The 17672-nt window shown below is 73.5% G+C and carries 19 protein-coding genes, 1 tRNA gene and 1 riboswitch; of the genes, 16 read left to right on the forward strand and 4 right to left on the reverse strand.

The window, feature by feature from the left end; genetic code table 11:
• The first annotated feature begins 122 nt into the window (after positions 1-122).
• The 5 genes from trmB to ACWDAK_RS20040 all read left to right on the forward strand — a co-directional run bounded on the left by trmB (position 123) and on the right by ACWDAK_RS20040 (position 4755).
• Positions 123-953 (forward strand): tRNA (guanosine(46)-N7)-methyltransferase TrmB, encoded by an 831-nt coding sequence (trmB, locus tag ACWDAK_RS20020; RefSeq protein WP_344637297.1) that lies wholly within the window; start codon positions 123-125, stop codon positions 951-953.
• Between the two features lie 324 nt (positions 954-1277).
• Positions 1278-2630 carry a PrsW family intramembrane metalloprotease gene (locus tag ACWDAK_RS20025; RefSeq protein ID WP_427394332.1) on the forward strand — a complete coding sequence of 451 codons (1353 nt, stop codon included), beginning with the start codon at positions 1278-1280 and terminating at the stop codon, positions 2628-2630.
• Between the two features lie 74 nt (positions 2631-2704).
• Positions 2705-2778 (forward strand) — tRNA-Met (locus tag ACWDAK_RS20030).
• Positions 2779-3246: 468 nt separating this feature from the next.
• Positions 3247-3471: a hypothetical protein gene (locus ACWDAK_RS20035; RefSeq protein ID WP_344637299.1), complete on the forward strand. Its 225-nt coding sequence runs from the start codon at positions 3247-3249 to the stop codon at positions 3469-3471.
• A 135-nt stretch (positions 3472-3606) separates the two neighbouring features.
• Positions 3607-4755, forward strand: a complete 1149-nt coding sequence (locus tag ACWDAK_RS20040; RefSeq protein ID WP_344637300.1) for a hypothetical protein — start codon at positions 3607-3609, stop codon at positions 4753-4755.
• Positions 4756-4776: 21 nt separating this feature from the next.
• Here ACWDAK_RS20040 and ACWDAK_RS20045 read toward each other — a convergent pair whose 3' ends face one another.
• The gene (locus tag ACWDAK_RS20045) at positions 4777-5520 is read right to left on the reverse strand and encodes a sensor domain-containing protein (protein ID WP_344637301.1); all 744 of its coding nucleotides are present in this window, start codon (positions 5518-5520) and stop codon (positions 4777-4779) included.
• 70 nt (positions 5521-5590) lie between these two features.
• A complete protein-coding gene (locus tag ACWDAK_RS20050; protein ID WP_427394341.1) occupies positions 5591-6013 on the reverse strand; it encodes a GNAT family N-acetyltransferase in 423 nt (140 codons plus the stop codon).
• A 171-nt stretch (positions 6014-6184) separates the two neighbouring features.
• On the opposite strand from ACWDAK_RS20050, the gene ACWDAK_RS20055 reads away from it, so the two are divergent.
• Positions 6185-7048, forward strand: coding sequence for a hypothetical protein (locus ACWDAK_RS20055; protein WP_344637303.1), 864 nt, complete (start codon positions 6185-6187; stop codon positions 7046-7048).
• A 108-nt stretch (positions 7049-7156) separates the two neighbouring features.
• On the opposite strand, the gene ACWDAK_RS20060 is transcribed toward ACWDAK_RS20055, so the two are convergent.
• Together ACWDAK_RS20060 and ACWDAK_RS20065 are read right to left on the reverse strand one after the other, a co-directional pair.
• Complete coding sequence (locus ACWDAK_RS20060; RefSeq protein WP_344637304.1) at positions 7157-8035, reverse strand: M23 family metallopeptidase; 879 nt, start codon at positions 8033-8035, stop codon at positions 7157-7159.
• 11 nt (positions 8036-8046) lie between these two features.
• A riboswitch (cyclic di-AMP (ydaO/yuaA leader) is annotated at positions 8047-8203 on the reverse strand.
• 169 nt (positions 8204-8372) lie between these two features.
• A complete protein-coding gene (locus ACWDAK_RS20065) occupies positions 8373-8576 on the reverse strand; it encodes a tautomerase family protein (protein WP_344637305.1) in 204 nt (67 codons plus the stop codon).
• Positions 8577-8775: 199 nt separating this feature from the next.
• Between ACWDAK_RS20065 and ACWDAK_RS20070 the strand changes: the two genes are divergently transcribed.
• From ACWDAK_RS20070 to ACWDAK_RS20115, 10 genes are all read left to right on the forward strand, one after another.
• The gene (locus ACWDAK_RS20070; RefSeq protein WP_427394331.1) at positions 8776-9600 is read left to right on the forward strand and encodes an alpha/beta fold hydrolase; all 825 of its coding nucleotides are present in this window, start codon (positions 8776-8778) and stop codon (positions 9598-9600) included.
• The gene (locus ACWDAK_RS20075) at positions 9600-10166 is read left to right on the forward strand and encodes a TetR/AcrR family transcriptional regulator (protein ID WP_344637307.1); all 567 of its coding nucleotides are present in this window, start codon (positions 9600-9602) and stop codon (positions 10164-10166) included. Before ACWDAK_RS20070 ends, ACWDAK_RS20075 begins: the two co-directional genes overlap by 1 nt.
• A 328-nt stretch (positions 10167-10494) precedes the next feature.
• Positions 10495-10698 carry a hypothetical protein gene (locus tag ACWDAK_RS20080; RefSeq protein WP_344637308.1) on the forward strand — a complete coding sequence of 68 codons (204 nt, stop codon included), beginning with the start codon at positions 10495-10497 and terminating at the stop codon, positions 10696-10698.
• A gap of 175 nt (positions 10699-10873) precedes the next feature.
• Positions 10874-12007 (forward strand): PP2C family protein-serine/threonine phosphatase, encoded by a 1134-nt coding sequence (locus ACWDAK_RS20085; protein WP_344637309.1) that lies wholly within the window; start codon positions 10874-10876, stop codon positions 12005-12007.
• Positions 12008-12302: 295 nt separating this feature from the next.
• The gene (locus ACWDAK_RS20090; protein ID WP_427394340.1) at positions 12303-13601 is read left to right on the forward strand and encodes a sensor histidine kinase; all 1299 of its coding nucleotides are present in this window, start codon (positions 12303-12305) and stop codon (positions 13599-13601) included.
• Complete coding sequence (locus tag ACWDAK_RS20095; RefSeq protein WP_344637310.1) at positions 13585-13998, forward strand: roadblock/LC7 domain-containing protein; 414 nt, start codon at positions 13585-13587, stop codon at positions 13996-13998. The genes ACWDAK_RS20090 and ACWDAK_RS20095 overlap by 17 nt, the downstream gene beginning before the upstream one ends.
• On the forward strand, positions 13995-14369 hold the full coding sequence (locus tag ACWDAK_RS20100) for a DUF742 domain-containing protein (RefSeq protein ID WP_344637311.1): 375 nt from the start codon (positions 13995-13997) through the stop codon (positions 14367-14369). Before ACWDAK_RS20095 ends, ACWDAK_RS20100 begins: the two co-directional genes overlap by 4 nt.
• Complete coding sequence (locus ACWDAK_RS20105) at positions 14347-14949, forward strand: GTP-binding protein (protein ID WP_344637312.1); 603 nt, start codon at positions 14347-14349, stop codon at positions 14947-14949. Before ACWDAK_RS20100 ends, ACWDAK_RS20105 begins: the two co-directional genes overlap by 23 nt.
• On the forward strand, positions 14946-16478 hold the full coding sequence (locus ACWDAK_RS20110) for a cytochrome P450 (protein WP_344637313.1): 1533 nt from the start codon (positions 14946-14948) through the stop codon (positions 16476-16478). The genes ACWDAK_RS20105 and ACWDAK_RS20110 overlap by 4 nt, the downstream gene beginning before the upstream one ends.
• Entirely contained in the window at positions 16439-17572 is a 1134-nt protein-coding gene (locus ACWDAK_RS20115; RefSeq protein WP_344637314.1) for a cytochrome P450 family protein, read from the forward strand. Before ACWDAK_RS20110 ends, ACWDAK_RS20115 begins: the two co-directional genes overlap by 40 nt.
• Positions 17573-17672 lie beyond the last annotated feature (100 nt).

The following is a 17672-nucleotide window of genomic DNA, read 5'->3' on the forward strand; positions in this document are numbered from 1 at the left end:
CGAACCAAACCGAACCGGGACAGGAGCCGGGACAGGGACAGGAAAGGGGCGGGACGGGGGCTCTCAGGGGCCGTCGCTCTCCCCTGGGGATCCCGGGCGCACCCCCGTAGAATGGGGCGATTGTGACTGCCACCGCCTCCAGCACCCAGCCCTCCCCGTCCGCCCGGCTCTCCGCCGCTCCGGCCGCGTACCCCGCGCCGATGTACCCGCACAAGGCCACCGAGGCCCAGCACAGCGAGCGCCGGATCCGCAGCTTCCAGCCCCGCCGGGGCCGGATGACCAGCGCCCAGGCCAGTGCGCTGGACCGGGGCTGGGAACGGTACGGCCTGGCGATCGACGGCAGCCCGCTCGACCTCGGCAGCCTGTTCGGCGGCCTGCCGGTCACCCTGGAGATCGGCTTCGGCATGGGCGAGACCACCGCCGCGATGGCCGCCGCCGACCCGGCGACGGGCATCCTGGCCGCCGATGTGCACACCCCCGGCCACGGCAACCTGCTGCAGATGCTGGAGCGCAACGGCTCGGAGAACGTCCGCCTGGCCGCCGGCGACGCGGTGATCCTGCTGCGCGACATGCTGCCGGACGCCTCGCTGGCCGGCCTGCGGGTCTACTTCGCGGACCCGTGGCCCAAGCCCAAGCACCACAAGCGCCGCCTGGTCCAGCCGCACTTCCTCGACCTGGTGCTCCCCCGCCTGGCGCCCGGCGCGCTGGTGCACTGCGCCACCGACTGGGAGCCGTACGCCGAGCAGATGCTCGCCGTGCTCTCCGCCTCGCCGGAGCTGGAGAACCTGCACCCCGAGGGCGACGGCACCGGCTGGCTGGAGCCCGCCGACCACCCCGCGGGGAGCGTACCGGGTTACGCGCCGCGGCCCGAGTGGCGTCCGGTCACCAAGTTCGAGCGCGCCGGGATGGTCAAGGGCCACGTCGTACACGACCTGCTGTTCCGCCGCCGCTGAGACCGGCCCGACGACCGGCACCCGGCGGCGGGTACCAGCAGCGGATACCCGCCGCGGGTACCGATCGAGAGGTTCCCGCGGCAGGTTCCGACGAGGGGGCCGGCGATAGGGCCCGACCGCGGGCCCGACCGCGGGCCCGACGGCGACACCTGGCGGCAGGACCCGACGACGGGCTCCGGCCACGCGGAACTCCCGGACGGCGACGCCACGATCACGGCGACGGCACCCCGAGCAACCTGAAGCAGCGTCACCCGCGGTGACCCTCCCGACACCGATCGTGCCGCGAGGCTCCCCGGAATCGCGCCGTTCCCCTACCCTTTCCGGGTGAGCAGTCCGTCCAGCGACGGCCCATCCCCCGACGCAGCGCTCCCCGCCGCAGCCGCCTCCCCCACCCTGGCCGCCGCGCCGGACGCCGCCGAACCACCCGGGTCCGCCGCCAGCGCGTCCGCGCACTCCGCCGGCACCCGACCGATCCCGGGGCCCCGGGTGCGACGGGCCGACCGACTGCTGGCCTGGCCCCCGTACGTCCGGCTGGAGAGCCTGCTCCGGCGGGCCGCCGAGCTGCGCTATCCCGCGCTCTCGTCCGCACTGGCCGCCGTCGCGCTCGCCGCCTGCGGCGTGCTCATCCTGGACCTGGTGCACCGACAGACCGGCACCACCGGACTGCTGGTCGGTCTCGGGCTGGCGCTGCTGCCACTGCCCTTCGTGCTGGGCGCGCTCGCCTGGCTCAACCAAACCGCCCGGGTGCCGTTGCGGCACGCCCTGTTCTGCCTCGCCTGGGGCGCCTTCGCGGCGACCACCGTGGCGATCATGGCGAACGGCTGGGCCAGCGACTTCCTGATCGCCCACCAGGGCAGCGCGCGCGGCGAGACGATCGGCGCCGAGTTCGCCACCCCGCTGATCGAGGAGAGCGCCAAGGGTGCCGCCCTGGTCATCCTCCTGCTCCCGCTGCACCGGCGGCTGCGCTGCCGAGCCGAGCGCACCTGCACCGTCCTGGCCCGGCGGTCCCCGGCGCCGCTGCGCCGCTCGGTGCGCCGTCTGCGCAACGCCCCCCGGCTGCGCCGGTACCTGCGTCCGCTGCCGTACTTCCGCCCGGTCACCTACCACGGCCCGCACCCGCGCGACGGGCGGCGCCGGGCCCGCTCCAGTCCGCGCACCCTGGCCGCCGGGGTGGTCCTCGGCGGGGTCACCGCCTGCGGCTTCGGGTTCACCGAGAACGCCCTCTATCTGGGGCGGGCCTTCACCGACGACCAGCAGACCAGGCTGGACGGCATCGGCCTCGGCGAGCCGCCCAGCCTGCGGGACTTCGACACCACCGTGCACACCTTCGTCCTGCGCGGCCTGCTCTCCCCGTTCGCCCACCCGCTGTTCAGCGCCCTCACCGGGCTCGGCATCGCGATCGGCCTGACCACCGGCCGCCGCTGGGCGGCCCGGCTGGCCGCACCGGTCGGCCTGTTGCTGGCGATGGCCCTGCACGGCGCCTGGAACGCCGCCGCCGGTCTCGGCACCCACGGCTTCCTGCTGGTGTACGGGGCAGTGATGGTGCCCGCCTTCGTCGCCCTGGTCTGCTTCGCGGTCTGGGCCCGGGCCCGGAGCCTGCGGATCGGCCGACACCCGGACCACCCGGCCGGCAATCCGGCTGCCGGGCGCTCGGCCAGACGGAGGAAGGCTGCATGAGCCACCCGCGGCCGGGCCCGTGACGGAACCGATTTCCCTTATCGGCGACTCTCCCGTACTGTTGTGTTCACCGACGCGGGGTGGAGCAGCTCGGTAGCTCGCTGGGCTCATAACCCAGAGGTCGCAGGTTCAAATCCTGTCCCCGCTACTCAGTAGCCAGAAGGCCCGGCAGATTCGTCTGCCGGGCCTTCTGCGTTCCCGCTCCGCTTCTCAGCGCGCCCGCTCCGCACTCCCGCGCGGATAATCCGTTGCCTCTGGTCTTCGGCCTGCCTATCGTTGGGCTCAGAACACGGAAGGAGGTGATCCTGAGTTGAGTACACACGCTACTGCGCACGTATGCGCGTCTGACTCGCTCGGGCGCGCCTCCGTGGCGGCCGCCTACTAGGTTCGGCCCCCGCGGACGCGTTACCGCGCAGATGTTGTCGTTCCCCCGGGAGACCCTCAGAGCGAGGCCCCGGGGGTTCGGCATTTCCGGGCCTGGGTCGGATTCGATCCGGTGATCCCAATCTTTCGATCCAGTGATCCCAATCTGTGGAACGTTAGGATCACCCGAAGGTGAGCCGGGAAGACTGGTCGGCACTGTGATCCGCCATGCGCCACTGCCCGGGAGCCCCAGATGACCAGACACCTCCGCCGAGTGCTTCTGGTCGCCGGTCTCGCCCTGACGGTGGTGCTCTCCTGGGCGTCCGTCCGGATCGCGCACCAGAGCTGGGCCAGGAACACCCTGCTGATCACGGGCCCGTGGCTGCTCCTGCTGCTGCTCACCCAGCTGCGGACCTCGGCCCGGGAGGTCCGCCGACGCTTCAGGGACCGGCCGTACTCCCGGTCCGGCAAGCGTTAGACCGCCTCCTGAACCCCGCCACGCTCCAACTCCCTGTCCGGCTCCGGCGATGACCGCTACAGTCGCTGCGACTCACGGGTGAATCGGGGGAGGCCGTCAGTGATCGGTTCGGAGTCCGGATCAGTGTCAGGTGCGATGTCCAGGCCGAAGGCCGGTGCGCGCCGCAGGGCGGTCGGCCGCGGGCACGGAGGCTACGAGCACGGACTCGCCCCTCAGGTGCAGTACGGCCTGGGCGGCGTGGTCGCCGCCGGCCTGGCCGGGCTGGCGCTCTGCTCGGCGGCGAGCGGGCACTGGATGGGGATGCTCGGCGGGGGCCTGCTGGTGGCCGCGATGTCCACGGCCGTCGGCGGCGGACTGGGCTTCCTGTTCGGTATCCCGCGCCTGCTCAGCAGCGGCGCGGCCGCGCACCCCGGTGATCTGAGCGCCACCTCCACCGCGAGCTATGCGCCGAACACCAACCTGGAACGGGCCTCCGACTGGCTGACCAAGATCCTGCTGGGTGCCGGGCTGACCCAGCTCGGTGCGGTGCCGCACCGGCTGCGGCAGTTGGGCGACGCCCTGGCGCCGCTGGTCGGGGGCGGGAACAGCGCGTCCGTGTTCGTGGACGTGGTGGTGGTCTACTTCGGCGTGCTCGGGTTCCTGTCCGGGTGGTTGCTCACCCGGCTGCTGCTGGCCCGTGCGCTCTCCACCGCCGACCGGCAGACCCTGGCGGACTCGGTGGCCCAGACCTCCAACTCGGCGAGCAACCTCGACTACACCTCGACCGAGGTCCGGAAGATGTTCGACACCGGGGTCGAGGGTCTGCGCGTACAGGCTCTCGCCCTGCTCCAGGGCAAGCCCGACCCGGCCAACCTCGATCTGATCATCCGGGCGGTCGACCGCAACCTCTCACCGTTCGAGCTGCTGCAGGCGCTGCTCGCCGCCCGGGAGATCGCCACCGGCGGGACGCTGACGGACGAGCAGCGGGCGATGCTGCGGGAGGCGGTCGACTACAAGCTGCGCAACGTGCGGGCGGTGCCGCCGTACTCGCGGCGGCGCGTGGTCGGCGAGGAGATCCTGCGGCTGCTGGCCACACCCGAGGGGACCGGAACGGGAGCGGCCACCGTGCCCACACCCGCGACCGGAACCGGAACCGCCGGAGCGGGCACCCCCACCGTGCCCACACCCGCGACCGGAACCGGAACCGCCGGAGCGGGCACCCCCACCGTGCCCACACCCGCGACCGGAACCGGAGCGGGCCCGGACGAGACCGCGGCCGGGGCGCGGGCGACGGCACAGGCTTAGCCGGTCACGGCCGGCCCGCGCTCAGCGGTCGGAGAGCAGGCCCCGGATGGCCGCTCGGCTGACGCCGTTGAGCGTGCGGACCAGGCCCGCTGCGAGGTAGAGGAACGCGATGCCGAGGAGCGAGACGCCCGCGATCTGCCAGGCCGAGGTTATGTAGTACTCGTAGTGACCGCTCTCGGTGGTGAAGTCGACCAGCCGCATGCCCGGCCAGCCCACGTACTTGCGGAACACCCAGTGGTAGGCGGGATAGAGCGCGAGCGACCAGCCGACCGCCAGGAAGACCGTCGAGACCACGAAGCTCAGGATGCTCCAGGGGAACATCACCACCTGGTACAGCGCCGCCTTCCAGCCCGCCGGGTCGGCCAGCTGGGCGGTGATCCGGCCCCAGAGGCCGGGACGGCCGGGCCGGACCGGGGCCGGCTCCGCTATCTCGGCGCCGAGCAGCGTACGGGCCCGGAGGCGCTCCAGGGCCCCGAGCCCGCGGGCGCCGACGAGCAGCAGCGCGAGCACCGGCAGGCCCAGTGCGGTGACCGCCAGACCGACACCGGCGCTGAAGAAGGCGATGACGAAGCTGAAGCCCACCGCGGCGAGGGGCAGCGAGGTCAGCGCGAAGCCGGCCTGCCGCCAGGTGGCGGCGGTGACCGGGGCCAGCCAGAAGGACCCCCGCGGCCCGGCTCCGTCCCCCGAGGGGCGGCCGGCGGTGCGGTGGATGCTGTCGGTGGCGGTGCTGCTCATCGCGGTCCCCCTGGTGTCGTCCGTGCTCACACCTCAACGGTGTCAGTTCCGGGCCGCCGCCGTAATGCAGCCCGCTGCCGAGTCGGGGGTGGGGTTGTCCCTACCCCCGTCCTGCAGCGGGCGCCACCCACTCGTCCTCCAGCAGCGAGAACAGCAGTGAGTCGTACCAGGTGCCGCGCAGCCACAGGTCGTGCCGGATGCGACCCTCCCGTTGGAAGCCGGCCTTGGTGAGCACGCGGACGGAGGCGGTGTTCTCCGGGTCGACCCGGGCGGCGAGGCGGTGCAGTCCGAGGGTCCGGAAGCCGAACTCGCAGAGCAGCGCGGTGATTTCAGTCGCGTACCCGTTGCCCCAGGCGTCCCGGCGCAGCGCGTAGCCGAGGGTGGCGGAGCGGTGGTCGCCGAGGTCGAGGACGGCGGTGCCGATCGGCGTGGCGTACTCGGGTTCGTCGGCGGCGAGCACCGTGACGGCGAGCCGGTAGACGGTGCGCGGCTCGGCCTCGGCCTGTTCGACGTAGAGCTCGATCTTGGTGGAACTCGCGGAGGGCGAGGCGCGGGCCGGTCAGCAGCACGGCCCGCCCCGACCCGGCCGGTCCCGGTTCTGGCTCCATGCCGTCCGACCCTACAGCGGGCCCCGGCTACGGGTGCGGCACCCGCACGGAGGCCGTACCCCCTGGCACCGGCTACGGTACGTAGCGTGAACCACGATCTGCAGCTCACCCCGGGTACCCGCACCACCGATCTGCTCGCCTGGGCGGCCGAGCACGGGTACGAGCCGGTGCCCGAAGAGGCGCTGCGGACGGTGCTCACCCTGCTGGAGCTCGGCGGCGCGTCGATGCACGAGGGCTTCCCCGAGCTGAGTTCGCCGCTGCTGGAGCAGCTGCTGCACGAGCAGCTCCACCTGTACGTACAGCCCGTGGCCGAACCGGAGGCGTACGGGCGGGCGGTGCGGCTGCTGATCGACCATCAGCGGGCGACCCGGCGGCTGAACGCCAAGCGGCACGCCAGGCTGCACGCGGAGGCCGAGTGGCAGGGCGAGCTGCTCTGCGACCTGCTGCGCCGACCGCACCTGCTGACCTGGCCCCGGCTGTACACGCTGCTGCTGCGCGCGGACGGCGTGGACGTCAGCGACGCGGCGGCCGTACGGGCCTGGCTGGAGGAGTTCCGCGCACTGACGGAGGACCAGCGGATCGCGTGCTTCGTCTGGCTGGAGGAGCTGGGGCCGATGGAGCCGGTGCAGGGGGACGAGGGCTGGAACCGGGCGCGAGTGCTCTCGGTGGGGATGGCCACCGACGGGGCGCGGCTGCTGCTGGAGAACCGGCTGATGCGGCGCAGCTACCGCAATCTGGCCGGGCGGAACGCGCTGGGCCTGCCAATGCCCGACGAACTCGCCGGTGACTTCGAGGACTTCGAGGCGGCGGTGGCGGCGGAGGCGCTGCGGCTGTGCGGGGAGTGGACGGTACCGGGGCTGCCCGAGCTGCTGGTGGCGGAGTTCGCGGACCTGGCGCCCGAGCCGGAGACGGCGGAGATCGAGGAGTACCTGGCGGGCACGGACGCCTGACCGGCCGGCCGCCGTACGCCCGGCGACCCGCCGCACCGCGCCCCTGCACCAGGGTGTACCGGGCCCGGCCGGGCCGGCCGCCGGGGCGCGCCCGGCGGCCGAGGGCCGTTACGGCTGGAGGCCGTGGGAGTGGAACCAGGCCAGCGGGTCGACCGGGGCGCCCCCGGCGGGGCGGACCTCCAGGTGGACGTGGGGGCCGAGGGGCACGCCCGACGGCAGGACGCCGCGGGAGTGCCCGGTCGCGCCGACCCGGCCGAGCTGGGTGCCCGCGGTGACCTGTCCGGACACGGCGGAGATGGCGGAGAGGTGGCAGTACCAGATCTCGGTGCCGTCGGGCAGGGTCTGGACCACCCGGTAGCCGTACGCGCCGGACCAGCCGGCCGCGGTGACGGTGCCCGCGCCGACGGCGGTGACCGGGGCGCCGGTGCGAGCGGCGAAGTCCAGGCCGGTGTGCGGCTGGGACCAGTGCGAACCGGCCTGGTCGAACCGCGTCGCGAGCGTGTAGCCGTCGACCGGCGGCCGGAGGGTGCCGAGCCGGGCGCGTTCCCCGGCGGCCTGGGCCTCGGCCTGCTGGACGGCCCGCTTGGCCTCGGCCTCCTGGGCGGCGGCCAGCCGGGCGGCCTCCTCCGTGCTGGTGCGCTCTCCGTCGGCCTGCTGCTGGATCCGGGCGGTGAGGGTGAGTCCGGGGTCGGCGGCCAGGACGTGGTCCGAGGCCGTGTCGGGGACGGAGAACGCCGGCGCGGGAGCGGGCGGCTGGGTGGCGGTGGCCGCGGCGGCCGGTCCTGCGGTGGCGAAACCGGTGGCGCCGAGTCCGGCGGCCATCGCGGTCACGCCGAGCAGCGAGCCGCTGCGCGACTGGCGGGGCATCCGGTGCCGGGCCGCACCGTCGGCGTCGGCGGCCGGTTCCGGCGGAAGGTCGAGCAGCTGGGTGCCGACCCCGACGCTGCCGACCCCGAGGTTGGCAGGGCTGTGCGACAAGGACGCCACCGGGCGCGCTCCTTTCCTTCCTTCGCGCCGACCGGGTTAGCTGACGGGTTCGGAGCAGGAAGGTCTCCTACGAGTGGGCGGGCCCACCCGATTCACCCCAGGAACGTGGTTCCCCGGCTCCCGGACCCACCCACGGGGCAGATCTTGGGGATTGGGCGACAGCACGGTGCCGTTCGGGTACGGCGTTGCCGACCGCGCTGCGTTATCAAACGTTAATCCGAGAAGGCCATGATTCCAAGCTGCACGCCTAGTGAAGTCCTTGGCTCCTGAGGCGCAATGGGCGATTTGTGACTATTGACCAGCTCGCCCCATGACAGCCCGTTATCCACCAGGGGGATCAGCCCTGGGCCCGGCGGTCCCGCTCGGCGAAGGTCGCACCGGCGATCGCCCAGTTCTCGCGCGGCACCTCCTCGATCGCCACCCAGATGCTCTCCGGCTGCACGCCGGTCGCCCGGGCGTACGCCTCGGTGAGCTCGCGGGCGATCTCGGCCTTCTGCTCCTCGGTGCGGCCGGCCAGCTGCTTGACGTTGATGAACGGCATGACAGCCCCTCAGGTTCGGGTTCTGCGGTCAGCCGCACCGTATCGCACGACCCCGGAGCACCGACGCCCGGAAGACCCCGGGCGGCGAGCACCCCACCGGAGTCCGCGAGTGCAGTCACCGCAGACCCCTTGACGGCTAAAGCTATTAGCCATAGCTTTTGGGCTACAGGAAGCAGCCACACAACGGCGGAGGCTCACCATGCCCGGCACCCAGCACCCCGACACCCGGTTCCTCGACGTCCCCGGCGGCCGGATCGCGTTCGACGACAGCGGCACCACCGCCGGCGGCGCCCCCGTGGTGCTGCTGCCCGGCATGCTCGACTCCCGCGCCTCGTACCGGTACCTGCGGCCGCTGCTCGTCGCGGCCGGCCACCGGGTGATCACCATGGATCTGCGCGGCTTCGGCGAGTCCTCGATCGCCTGGGACGACTACTCGCCCGACGCCGTCGCGCACGACGTGTTCGCCCTGCTGGACCACCTGGGCATCGCGCGGGCCGTCCTGGTCGGCAACTCCTACACCGGCGCCACCGTGGTCAAGGCGGCCGGAACCGCTCCCGAGCGGGTTGCCGGGATCGCCCTGATCGACGCCTTCCTGGAGCACTCGCCGAACGCCTTCGGGCGGGCGCTGATGAAGGCGCTCGGCCCGCTGGTGCTGGCCTTCCCCGGAAGCTGGGGCGCCGCCCAGCGGTACTACTACCCCTCGCGCCGGCCCGCCGACTTCGGGGCCTACCGGGCCGGTCTGGTCGCCGCGCTGTGCGCCCCCGGCCGGAAGAACGCCACCCGGGGCCAGCTGGGCGGCGACTCCGTGGCCGCCGGGTCGGCGGCGGCGGTCCGCTGCCCGGCGTTGGTGATCATGGGCAGCAAGGACGTCGACTTTCCCGACCCGGCCGCGCTCGCCGACCGGCAGGCCGCCGCGCTGAAGGGCCGTAAGGTGATGATCGACGGTGCCGGACACTACCCGCAGGCGGAGTTCCCCGGAGCCACCGCCGACGCCCTGCTCCCCTTCCTGCACGAGGTCGCCTGATGCCCAGGGTCGGACTCACCCCCGCCGCCGTCGTGGGCCACGCCCTCGAACTGATCGACGAGGAGGGCCCCGAGGCCCTCACCCTGGCCGCCGTGGCCGCCCGCGCGGGCGTCGCCACCCCGTCCCTGTACAAGCACGTCAGCGGCGGCCTGGCCGAACTGCGCCGGCTGATCGCCGTCCGGGTCACCGAGGAACTGGCCGAGCAGCTGGCTGCGGCGGTGCTGGGGCGCAGCCAGGACGAGGCGGTCGAGGCCCTGCTGGCGGCCTACCTGGACTACGCGGGCCGCCACCCGCGCCGGTACGCCGCGCTGCCGCAAGCGCCCCAGGAGGACGAGGACCTGCAGTACGCGGCCGGCCGGCTGGTCGGGGTGATCCTGGCGGTGCTGCGCGGATACGGCCTGGAGGACTCGGAGGCGATCCACGCGGCGCGCACCGTGCGCTCGATGGCCCACGGCTTCGCCTCGCTCTGTGCCGGCGGGGCCTTCCAGCTGGCCGAGGACCTGGCGGTGACCCGGGAGCGGCTGATCCGGGTGCTGACCGAGGGGCTGCGGGCCTGGCCCGCCTGAAGGCGGCTTCAGGGAGGGCGGCGGCTTGACGCCGACCGTGCCCAGGGCACAGGGTGGCCCAACGGGGCGGAGCCGTGCGGCGGTTCAGCGGCGGGGGCCTGCCGGGGGGAGCCCGCAGCGGGTCGCGTACCGTGGCAGGGCCGATCCGGATGGACGCCGCGCACGTACCGGTGCGGACCCGGGGATTCGAGACCGAACTGTCGCATACCGCCGGTCGCACCGGGGGTGGGCCTGGGTAGGTACCGTCCGGGCGGCCCGCATCGCGCCGCCGGGGGCGTGGGCCGCGGAGCAGGCGGCCCCGAGGCACGATCACGAGGAGGAGGGCGGCATGACGCAGACCACGCGGACCACCCGTCCCGGTACCGGTCCCATCCCGGAGCAGCACCGCCCGGCCGCGGCCGTACGGCCACCCCTCGGCAGCGGACTGGCGGACACCGCGCGGCGCGCCTTCGCGATCGCCCGCGGCCTGCGCTCGCTGCGGCCGGTCCCCGCCCGCGCCCAGGAGCCGTACGGGGAGAGCGACGGCCATTGACGCGCTCTCCGGGCTGAAGCCCGGTGCGCTGCGGACAATCTCGGTAGCCGCGCCCCGACCGAAGGGACGCCCCTCGCGCCGACGCGGCATTCACCGGGATCCGGACCTGCGACGCTAGATTGACCTGAGCCAACGGATGGTCAGTGGCCTGGCCCGAGTCTCGGCGGAGGTCCTCGTGCCCGCAGTCACCACGGTGGCACGACAGCTCGCCGGAGCGCTGCGGCGCGGCCCCTACGGACGCTGGCTGAGCCGCCTGCTGGACGGCGACCCGCAGGCCGAGTGGCTCGCCCTCGTTCTGCTCACCATCAGCAGTGCGCTGCTGACCCTGCTCGCCATCGCCGCGCCGAACGACTGCCCGCCGTCGGCGCTGTCGCTGCCGCTGCTGGTCGGCGGCTTCCTCCTGCACATCCGCCTGCAGGCCATGCTGCTGGTCCCGGTCGGGCTCGGGCTGCTCGCCCAGCGGCTGCTGCGCGTGCCCCTCGGGGTGCGGCTCGGCTCGGCGCTGATGGTGGCGCTCGCCGCGGTGATCGGGCTGCTGATGTCCCGCCACCGCAGCCGGCTCGGACTGCGCGGCACCCGGGGCGACACCATGCTGCTGGAACTCGCCGAGCGCACCCGGGACCTCGGCCGCCTCCCCGACCGCCTGCTGGACTGGCGTTTCCACCGGGCCCTCTCCCCGGTCAGCGGCGCGTTCTTCGCCGGCGACTTCCTGCTCACCTCGCAGCGGCCCGACCGGGACCTGCTGGAGGTGGTCCTGGTCGACGTCTCGGGCAAGGGCAGCCGGGCCGCCGCGCGGTCGATGCACCTGTCCGGGGCGTTCGCGATGCTGCTCGGCTCGGTGCCGCCCGAGGCCTTCCTGCCCCGGGCCAACGACTACCTGGCCGCCGGCGACTGGGAGGACGAGTTCGCCACCGCCGTCCACCTCGCGCTCAGCCCATCGACCGGGCGCTACCGGCTGTTCAACGCCGGGCACCCGCCCGCCGCGCACTACCACCGCGCGAACGGCGGCCGCTGGGAGCTGCGCGGCGAGAGCGGACCCGCGCTGGGGATCTTCGCGGGGACGCGCTACCCCCCGACCGCCGGGCGGCTCGCGTACGGGGACTCGCTGCTGCTCTACAGCGACGGCCTGGTCGAGGTGCCCGGCGAGGACATCGACCAGGGCATCGGGCGACTGCTGGAGGCGGCCACACCGCTGCTCCGGTACGGCGGTGCGGCCGATCCGGCGGCGGAGCTGCTGCAGACGGTCGCCCGCAACGTCGCCGACGACCGGACGGTGGTGATCGTGCGCCGGCTGGGCGCGGGCAGCTGAACCGGCCGGGGCGGCCGGGCGGTGCCGCGATCCGGCGATCCCCCGTCCGCCGGCCCGGCACCGGATCGCCGGATCGCCGGATCGCCGGATCGCCGGATCGCCGGATCGCCGGATCGGACGAAATTACCGACAGGTAACCGGATTTGAGCTGTCTCGGGGGTGAACTGGAGCCCGATCCGGCCAACCTTGGTCCCAGTTGAGCTGTCCAGCAGCAGAAATGTCGCGATCGGGTCACTGAACGTCAGATACGTTCACACATACGTAGGATCATCCCCCTAGAATCCCCCGCGTGACGATGACTCAGTGGTGCGGTCCGGCTGCCGGCGTGCTCGCCGCCCTCTCCCTCCTGGCCGCCGCACGGTACCGCGCGGTCAGCCGTACCCTGAGGGCCCGGCTCCACACCCAGGAGCAGGAGTTCGCCGCCCTGCGCGCACAGTTGCAGAACGAGACCGAACTGCGCAGCAGCGAGCACGCCGCCATCGAGCGCGAGCAGGAGCTCAACGCCTCCACCCGCCGGGCCTTCCTCAGCGTCGCCCGGCGCATCCTGGTGATGGCCCACGACCAGCAGGCCGGCCTGGACGAGATGGAGCGCCGGCACGACGACCCGGCCCTGCTGGAGGGGCTGCTCAAGGCCGACCACGCGGCCGCCCAACAGGCCCGCCTGGCACAGACCCTGGCCGTGCTCTGCGGCGCCCGGGCCGGACGGCACTGGCCCGAACCGGTCGCGCTTGAGGACGTGGTGCGCGGCGCCCAGTCCCGGATCCTGCCGTTCCAGCGGGTGGTGATCCGCAGCCGGATCGAGACCGCCGTGGTCGGCGCCGCCGCCGAGGCGCTGATCCACGCCGTCGCCGAACTCCTCGACAACGCCACCCGGTACTCGCCGCCGAGCACCCAGGTCCACGTCACCCTGATGCCGGTGCACAACGGCACGGTGATCGAGATCGACGACGCCGGGGTCGGCATGTCCGAGCAGGCCGTCGAGAAGGCCGCGGCCGCACTCGCGGGCGGCGGCGCCATGGAGGTCTCCCGGCTCGGCGAGGTACCGCAGTTGGGGCTGGCGGCGGTCGGCCGGCTCGCCGAGCAGTACGGCTTCCGGGTCACCCTCAGCTCCGCCCCCTCGCCCTACGGCGGGGTGCGGGTGGTGGTACTGCTGCCCACCCCGCTGCTCACCGACCCGCTGCCCGGGCCCGCCACCGGACGGCGCACGGACGCCTTCGAGCGCCCGGCGGGAGCGGGGACCGGCCACCGGGAGCCGCCGGCGGACCGGGTTCCCCGGCAGCAGCGGCCCGCCCCGCAGGAGCAGGTACCCGCGCCCCCGCCCACCCCCGGCGGCCTGCCGCGCCGGGCCAACCGGCGGCACGCCGCCCCCGCGCCCGCCGACGGCCCGGACGAGACGACCCTCGAACTGCCCGTGCCGCCGCGTTCCGCACGCGACGCACAGACCTTCATGTCCCTCTTCCAGACCGGTACCGCCGACGGCCGCTCGGCGGCCCGCGAGCAGACCCGGCCCGACGGCCTCCCCGTTTCTCCCCCCGCTTCCCCTTCCCCCCAATCCCCCCAGCACTCCGGAGAGTTCCATGACCACCACTCCTGACCTCGGCTGGCTGCTGGCCGACATCATCAGCGTTCCCGAGGTGCAGCACGCCGTCGTGGTGTCCAGCGACGGCCTGGAGATCGGCCGCAGCGAGCGGATCGCCCGCGACGACGCCGAGCGGTTGGCCGCCGCCTGCTCCGGACTCCAGTCGCTGGCTCGCGGAGTGGCACAGGGCTTCGGCGGCCGGCAGAGCACCACCCGCCAGATCATCATCGAGTACGGCGGCGGCTACCTGTTCATCGTGGCCGCCGGAGCCGGCGCCCACCTGGCCGTGGTGACCAGCGAGGCCGTGGACGCCGGCCTGGTGGCGTACCAGATGCAGATGCTGGTGGAGCGGATCGGCACCCACCTGACCAGCCCGCCGCGGGTGGAGGCGGCCTTGGGGGACGCGCGTTGAGCGGCCCGGTCCGGCCGTATGTGATCACGGGCGGCCGGAGCCGGCCCAGCGGACCCGATCAGGAGCTGGCGCTGGAGAGCCTGATCAGCGTGGACCCGGCCGTCCTGATCGACGAACTCCTGCAGCGGCAGCCCGGGTTGAACCGCGAGCACCGGCGCATCCTGCTGCTCTGCCGGGAGTTGCTCTCGATCGCCGAGGTCGCTGCCCACCTCGGTCTGCCGCTGGCCGTGGTCAAGGTGCTGGTCGGCGACCTCCGGGACCTCGGCGCCGTCCAGGTCCTGCCCCCCGCAGTCCCACCCGTACCGCAGGCCAAGCGCCTGCCCGCAACCCTCCTGGAAGAGGTGCTCGTTGGCCTCCGCCAACTCCGCTGAGCCGGTCTACCTGCCGTCCACCGTGCAGGGCGCGGTGAAGATCCTGGTCACCGGTCCGTTCGGGGTGGGCAAGACCACCCTGGTCGGCTCGCTGAGCGAGATCACACCGCTGCGCACCGAGGAGACCATGACCGCCGCCGGCGTGGACGTGGACGACCTCACCGGCCGGCCCGAGAAGACCACCACCACGGTCGCGCTGGACTTCGGCCGGATCACGCTCAACCCCAGGCTCGCCCTCTACCTCTTCGGCACCCCCGGGCAGCAGCGGTTCTGGCCGCTGTGGGATGACCTCTCGCGCGGCGCGCTCGGCGCGATCGCGCTGGTCGACGCCCGGCGGATCGAGGAGAGCTTCGATGTGCTCGGGCAGCTGGAGGAGCGGCGGATCCCGTTCGCCGTCGCCGTCAACGCCTTCCCCGACACGCCCGCCTACCCCGAGGAGGAGCTGCGCGCCTCGCTCGACCTCCTGCCCGAGGTGCCGATCCTCAGGTGTGACGCCCGGGACCGCCGGGCCGCCTACGACGTCCTGATCGACTTCGTCGACCACCTGCACTCCACCGCGGCCCTGGAGCTGCAGCCATGACGACTCCCCAGCAGGACAGCCGGGTCCAGCCGCCGGAGCCGGCCGGCGCGCCGCCCGCGGCGGACGTGCCGGGCCACCCCGCGGGCGCCCCCGGCGGCCCGGAACAACCCGGGGCGGGCAGACCGACCGGCGCCCGGGTCCCGCTGCCCGGCTGCCCGATGCACGACAAGCTCGGTACCGCACCGCTGTACGGCGCCTCGGTCTCCGACGACCCGCACGGCCTCTACGCCAGGATGCGGGCGGAGCACGGCGCGGTCGCCCCGATCGAGCTGGAGCCCGGAGTCGAGGCGTGGCTGGTGCTTGGCTACGCCGAACTGCTCGAACTCACCCGCAACGAGCAGCTGTTCTCCAAGGACTCACGCCGCTGGCGGGTACCCCGGGAGGGCAGGCTCAAGCCCGAGTCGCCGCTGCTGCCGATGACCTCCTGGCGGCCCACCCTGCTCAACCTGGACGGAGCCGACCACCAGCGGCTGCGGGGCGCGGTCGCCGACACCCTGGCCCGGATCGACCACCGACAGCTGCGGCAGCTGACCGAGAACGCCGCCAACTCCCTGATCGACGGCCTGGGTCCGGACGGCACCGCCGACCTGATCGCCCAGTACGCGCGCCGCCTGCCGCTGCTGGTCTTCACCCAGCTGCTCGGCCTGCCCGCCGAGGCCGGACCGCACCTGATCGATCTGATCAGCCACTTCGTGGACAGCAGCGAGGAATCGGTCCGGGCGAACGCCGAGTTCCAGGCCATCCTGGTCGACCTGGTCCGCCGCTGCCGGGCCACGCCCGGAGCCGACCTGACCTCCTGGCTGCTGGCGCACGAAGCCGGGCTGAGCGACGAGGAAGCGCTCCACCACCTGGTGGTGATCCTGGTCGCGGGCAACGAGACCGCCATCAACTGGATCGGCAACACCCTGCGCCTGCTGCTCACCGACCGCCGCTTCAGAGCGACCCTCGCGGGCGGGCGGCTGACCGTCCCGGACGCCCTGGACGAGGTGCTCTGGCGCGACCCGCCCACCCAGAACTTCCCCGGCCGCTGGGCCACCGGCGACACCGTCCTCGGCGGCCAGTACATCAGCGCGGGCGACATGCTGGTGCTCGGCATCGCCGGTGCCAACGCCGACCCGGCCGTGCAGAGCCCCGACGGCATCGGCGGCAACCGCGCCCACCTGGCCTGGGGCGCCGGCCGGCACGTCTGCCCGGCCCAGCACCCGGCCCGGCTGATCGTGGAGACCGCGGTGGAGACCCTGCTGCACCGACTGCCGGACCTCCAACTCGCGGTACCCGCCCATGAGCTGGCCTGGCGGCCGTCACCGTGGTCGCGAGCGCTGGTGTCCCTGCCGGTGCTCTACAGCGCCTTCACCCCACCGCGCATCCCCGCACCCGAAAGGCCCGTATGGACACCTCCGACCCCCGTACCGCACCCGTCCGGCTCGACCCCTTCGGACGCGACCAGCACGCCGAGAACGCAAGGCTCCGGGCGGCGGGACCCGCGGTCGTGGTGGAACTCCCTGGCGGGGTGGTGGTCTGGGCGATAACCCGCCACGACACCCTCCAGCAGCTGCTCACCGACCCCCGGGTCGGGAAGAACCCGCAGCTCTGGGACACCTTCAGGGAAGGCCGCCTGCCCAAGGGCTGGCCGCTGCTCAACTTCGTCACCGTGCCCGGGATGACCACTGCCGACGGCGAGGACCACCGACGGCTGCGCGGCCTGGTCAGCCAGGCCTTCACCCCGCGCCGGGTCAGCGCGCTGCAGCCCGGGATCGAGCGCCTCACCGCCCGGCTGCTGGACGGAATCGCGCAGTTGGACGGCGAGTTCGACCTTCGGAAGCACTTCGCCTACCCGCTGCCGATGCAGGTGATCGGCGAACTGCTCGGACTCCCGCCCAAGCAGCAGGACGAGCTGCACGAGCTGTCCGACACCCTGGTGAGCAGCTCCGCCACGCCCGAGGAGGCCGTCGCCGCGCAGGCCTCGCTGTTCGCGCTGCTGGCGTCGCTGGTCGAGGCCAAGCGGGCCGAGCCGGGTGACGACCTGACCACCGACCTGATCGCCGCCCGCGAGGACGAGGACCGGCTCAGCGAGCAGGAGCTGGTCGGCACGCTGCTGCTGATGCTGATCGCCGGGCACGAGACCACGCTCAACCTGATCACCAACGCGGTGCGCGCGCTGCTCGCCCACCCCGAACAGCTGCGGCAGGTACTGGACGGCACGTACTCCTGGTCGGCGGTGGTCGAGGAGACCCTGCGCTACGACTCGCCGGTGGGGCAGTTCCCGCTGCGGTACGCGATCGAGGACATCGAGGTGGACGGGGGCGAGCTCGGCAGCGTGGTGATCCGGCGCGGGGAGGCGATGCTCGCCTCGTACGGTGCCGTCGGACGGGACGCGAGCCACTACCCCGACGCGGACCGCTTCGACCTCTCCCGGCAGCAGCCCCTCCGGCACCTCTCGCTCGGCCACGGCCCGCACTTCTGCCTCGGCTCGGGCCTGGCCCGGTTGGAGGCGGAGACCGCGCTGCGCGGCCTGTTCGAGCGCTTCCCCGGCCTTTCGCTCGCGGACGGGCCCGAGCCGGAGCCGATCGCGTCCTTCGTCAGCAACAGCGTCCGCGAGCTGCGGGTGCGGCTGAACGGTTGAGGAGGCGGTTGGAGGCCGTCGGGGTACGGGAACCGACGGCCTCCAACCACGGCCGGCCGAGCTTGTGAAGATTCGGTGACGACGGGCGGACCTCCGGCTG

It is taken from the genome of Kitasatospora sp. NPDC001175, from assembly GCF_053598215.1.

Excerpts from the sequence above, each read along its gene's own strand:
- ACWDAK_RS20040 (WP_344637300.1), top strand. The coding sequence starts at position 3,607 with ATGTCCAGGCCGAAGGCCGGTGCGCGCCGCAGGGCGGTCGGCCGCGGG.
- ACWDAK_RS20070 (WP_427394331.1), top strand. The coding sequence starts at position 8,776 with ATGCCCGGCACCCAGCACCCCGACACCCGGTTCCTCGACGTCCCCGGC.
- ACWDAK_RS20090 (WP_427394340.1), top strand. The coding sequence starts at position 12,303 with ATGACTCAGTGGTGCGGTCCGGCTGCCGGCGTGCTCGCCGCCCTCTCC.
- ACWDAK_RS20035 (WP_344637299.1), top strand. The coding sequence starts at position 3,247 with ATGACCAGACACCTCCGCCGAGTGCTTCTGGTCGCCGGTCTCGCCCTG.
- ACWDAK_RS20110 (WP_344637313.1), top strand. The coding sequence starts at position 14,946 with ATGACGACTCCCCAGCAGGACAGCCGGGTCCAGCCGCCGGAGCCGGCC.
- ACWDAK_RS20065 (WP_344637305.1), bottom strand. The coding sequence starts at position 8,576 with ATGCCGTTCATCAACGTCAAGCAGCTGGCCGGCCGCACCGAGGAGCAG.
- ACWDAK_RS20075 (WP_344637307.1), top strand. The coding sequence starts at position 9,600 with ATGCCCAGGGTCGGACTCACCCCCGCCGCCGTCGTGGGCCACGCCCTC.
- ACWDAK_RS20095 (WP_344637310.1), top strand. The coding sequence starts at position 13,585 with ATGACCACCACTCCTGACCTCGGCTGGCTGCTGGCCGACATCATCAGC.
- ACWDAK_RS20080 (WP_344637308.1), top strand. The coding sequence starts at position 10,495 with ATGACGCAGACCACGCGGACCACCCGTCCCGGTACCGGTCCCATCCCG.